Raw genomic sequence first — 4,014 nt, forward strand, 5'->3', positions numbered from 1 at the left:
CGCCGCCGACCTGCTGGCGGTGCTGATCTCCCGGCACCTGCGCTACGACTGGCTGAACCCCCGCAATCGCGCCAGTGACCATCTGATCTTCTCCAAGGGCCACGCCTCGCCCCTGCTGTACGCGGTCTTCAAGGCGGCCGGCGTGATAAGCGACCAGGAGTTGATGGACACGTACCGTCAGTTCGGATCGCGCCTGCAGGGACACCCCACCCCGGTGTTGCCCTGGGTGGACGTCGCCACCGGTTCGCTCGGCCAGGGACTGCCAGTCGGCGTGGGCATCGCGCTGGCCGGCCAGTACCTCGACAAGGTGCCGTTCCACGTCTGGGTGCTCTGCGGCGACAGCGAGACGGCCGAGGGTTCGATCTGGGAGGCCCTGGACAAGGCCGCCCACTACGGGCTGCGCAACCTCACGGTGATCGTGGACGTGAACCGGTTCGGCCAGCGGGGGCCGACCGAGCTGGAATGGGACCTGGACACCTACCGCAGGCGGGTCGAGGCGTTCGGCTGCCAGGCCCTCGTCATCGACGGCCACGACCTGGCCGCGATCGACGAGGCGTTCGGCCGGTCCCGGCAAGCGACGGGCCCCACGGTCGTACTCGCCCGGACGGTCAAGGGCAAGGGGGTGCCGGACGTCGAGAACAAGCCGGACTGGCACGGCAAGGCGCTGAAGCCGGACATGGCGGAGCACGCCGTCCAGGCTCTCGGTGGCGTGCGGCAGATCCGCGTCACGGGGCCGAAGCCCGAGCCCGCACCGGCCCCCGCCGCCCCCGCCGCCGAGCCACCGCAACTGCCCCGCTACGACAAGGGGGCGAAGGTGGCCACGCGGAACGCGTACGGTGAGGCGCTGCGCGCGCTGGGCGCCCGACCGAACGTGGTCGCCCTCGACGGCGAGGTCAGCGACTCCACCCGCGCCGACAAGTTCGGCGAGGCCTACCCCGACCGGTTCTTCGAGATGTTCATCTCCGAGCAGCAACTGGTCGCCGCCGCGGTCGGGCTGCAGGTGCGCGGGTACCGGCCGTTCGCCGCGACCTTCGCGGCATTCCTCTCCCGCGCCTACGACTTCATCCGGATGGCCGGCATCTCCCAGGCGGACATCGCCCTGTCCGGCTCGCACGCCGGGGTGGAGATCGGGGCGGACGGTCCCTCGCAGATGGGGCTGGAGGACCTGGCCGCCCTGCGCGCCGTGCAGGGTTCGACCGTCCTCTATCCCAGCGACGCCGTGTCCTGCGCGGCCCTCGTCGCGCAGATGGCCGACCGCAAGGGTGTCTGCTACCTGCGCACCACCCGCGGCAAGTACCCGGTGCTCTACGACAACGGGGACGACTTCCCGATCGGCGGCAGCAAGCTGGTCCGCGGCGGCGGCGACATCGCGCTGATCGGCGCCGGTGTGACGGTGCACAACTGCCTCGCCGCCGCCGAGGAGTTGGCGCGCGAGGGGATCGACGCCCGGGTCATCGACCTCTACTCGGTCAAGCCGCTCGACCGGCAGCGGCTGCTCGACGCCGTACGGGACACCCGGGGCCGGTTGGTGGTGGTCGAGGACCACTACCCGGAGGGCGGGCTGGGGTCCGCCGTGCTCGAGGCGCTGACCGACCTCGACGAGCCGGTGCGGGTGACCCACCTGGCGGTACGCGGGCTGCCCACCTCCGGGACGTCGGCCCAGCTGATGGACCAGGCGGGGATCGGGGTGAACGCCATCGTCACGGCGGCGCGCGCCCTGGGGTGACGGCCGCCCGACCCGGTCGGCCTCGCGGGGCCTGCCGAGGTCAGCTCACCGGACCGTGGGTTCGGGAGCGGCCACGGCGGTCTGCTCCCACATCGACTTCATCTCGTCGAACGCCTGCTCCATGATCTGCACCATGGCCTGCCGGGCGCGCTCGCCGTCGCGCCGCTGGATCGCCTGGGCCACGTCGGCGTGCAGCTGGAGGGCCTGCTCGTCCGGGTGGTGCGGCATCAGGTGGTAGTGGTGCCGGCCGGTCAGCACCTCGGCGACCAGTTCCTGGAGCTTCACGAACATCTCGTTGCCGGACGCGACCAGCACGCGCCGGTGGAACTCGATGTCCAGGCTGAGGAAGCGTGCCTCGTCGCCGGCCTTGCCGGCGGCCCACATCTTGGCCGCCAGCCCGACCAGTTCGCTCGCCTCGTCATGGTCGACGCGGCCGGCGGCCAGCCAGGCGGCGTGCGGCTCGATCGCGGTCCGCAGCTCGGTGATCGAGCGCATCTGCGCCATTCGCCCGGCCGAGGCGAGCCGCCAGCGGATCACCTGCGGATCGAAGACGTTCCACACCTCGGCGGATCTGATCATGACGCCGACCCGGCGACGGGTCTCGATGAATCCCATCGACGCGAGCACCCGCAGGACCTCGCGGATCACCGAGCGGGAGACCGCGTACCGCTCGACCAGGTCGTCGATGTTCAGGACGGATCCGGCGGGCACCTCACCGCCGCAGATGGCGGTGCCGAGGTGATCGAGCACGCGGGCGTGCAGCCCGGCCTCGGCAGGGGCGTGCTGGGCGGGTGCGACCCCTGGAGAGGACTGATCCACGCGTCGGAGCATATCAGTTGGAGATCAGGTCTTGAATAAATCCGCTTTTTCGTCCTAGCATCCTGGCGTTAAGCAGACGTTACAACGGTGTGGCGCTCTTCCCCTGGGGCGGCGGCCACGACTGAAGGAGAGATGGACGTGAAGCGTCGATCGATACTCGGTACTTCGCTGGCTGTGGTGGTCGCCATGGGCCTGTCCGCGTGCGGCGGCGGTGGCGACGAGGACAGCAGCGCTTCCAAGACCGTCCGCGTGACTCTGGCGAACCACGTGTGGACGGAGAACATCAAGCAGGCCCTGCCCGAGTTCGAGAAGAAGACCGGGCTCAAGGTCGAGATCACCCAGCTCGGCGAGGACCAGCTGTCCGACCAGTACAACGTCAAGCTGAACGCCGGCTCCGGCGACATCGACGTGATGATGTACCGGCCCCTCCAGGAGGGGAAGCTGTTCGCCAAGAACAAGTACCTCGCCGACCTGTCGGACCAGGTGAAGTCCAACAAGGACTGGGACTTCAGTGACTTCCAGGCCGGCCCGGTCGAGGCCACCTCGTACAAGGACAAGCCGGTCGGCGTGCCGATCATCACCGAGCAGGAGGTCCTCTACTACCGCAAGGACCTGCTCGCCAAGGCCGGCCTGAGCGCCCCGCCGAAGACCCTCGACGAGCTCAAGGCCGCGGCCGCGAAGATCAAGGCGTCCACCCCGGGCGTCGCCGGCTTCGTGGCGCGTACCGGCAAGTCGCCCGCAGTCACCCAGTTCTCCAGCTTCCTCTACAGCTTCGGCGGTGACTTCGTCGACGGCACCGGCAAGGCCGCCGTCAACAGCGACGCGGCCAAGCAGGCGTACGCCTACTACGGTGGCCTGATCAAGGACAGCGGCCCGGCCAACGTCAGCACCGACATGAGCTGGCCCGAGGCGATGGCCATCTTCACCCAGGGCAAGGCGGCCTTCTACACCGAGGCCGACTCGCTCTACAAGAACGCCACCGACCCGGCCAAGTCGAAGGTGGCCGACAAGGTGGGCTTCGCGCCGTTCCCGGCCGGCCCGGCCGGTTCGAAGCCGTACAACATCCCGTCGTGGGCGCTCGGCATCAACGACGCCTCGAAGAACAAGAGCAACGCCTGGAAGTTCATCGAGTGGGCCACCAGCAAGGAGCAGACGCTCACCCAGCAGAAGGCTGGTGTGCCGGGCGCCCGTACCTCCGTCTGGGCCAACCCGGAGGGCACCGCGACCTACCCGAAGGACCTGGTCGAGACCATCGCGGCCAGCACCAAGGAGGGCGTGGGCCACGACCGTCCGCTGGTCGTGAAGGTGCCTGAGGCCCGCGAGATCGTCGGCCAGCCGATCGTCGACGCGATCGCCGGCAAGGACCCGGCGGCCGCCGCCGACACCGCCAACGAGGCGTTCCAGAAGTTCCTGGACGACGAGGCCAAGTAAGCCGCGTACGGGGTGGTGGAGCCGGACGGCTCCACCAC

The 4,014-nt window shown here is 69.5% G+C and carries 3 protein-coding genes; 2 read left to right on the plus strand and 1 reads right to left on the minus strand.

The genetic code is table 11. The features are described 5' to 3' along the window. The coding region (locus DKL51_RS25720; RefSeq protein WP_124812598.1) for a transketolase at nucleotides 1–1,726 on the plus strand (1,726 nt) is incomplete at its 5' end. Nucleotides 1,727–1,771: 45 nt separating this feature from the next. Here the strand turns inward: DKL51_RS25720 and DKL51_RS25725 are convergent. Continuing rightward, on the minus strand, nucleotides 1,772–2,545 hold the full coding sequence (locus DKL51_RS25725) for a FadR/GntR family transcriptional regulator (RefSeq protein WP_260428672.1): 774 nt from the start codon (nucleotides 2,543–2,545) through the stop codon (nucleotides 1,772–1,774). A gap of 138 nt (nucleotides 2,546–2,683) precedes the next feature. On the opposite strand from DKL51_RS25725, the gene DKL51_RS25730 reads away from it, so the two are divergent. Further along, the gene (locus tag DKL51_RS25730; RefSeq protein WP_260428673.1) at nucleotides 2,684–3,976 is read left to right on the plus strand and encodes an ABC transporter substrate-binding protein; all 1,293 of its coding nucleotides are present in this window, start codon (nucleotides 2,684–2,686) and stop codon (nucleotides 3,974–3,976) included. Nucleotides 3,977–4,014: the final 38 nt, after the last annotated feature.

Origin of the sequence: Micromonospora globispora, from assembly GCF_003857015.1 — a bacterium.
In the GTDB taxonomy this organism is placed as follows: Bacteria; Actinomycetota; Actinomycetes; order Mycobacteriales; family Micromonosporaceae; genus Micromonospora; species Micromonospora globispora.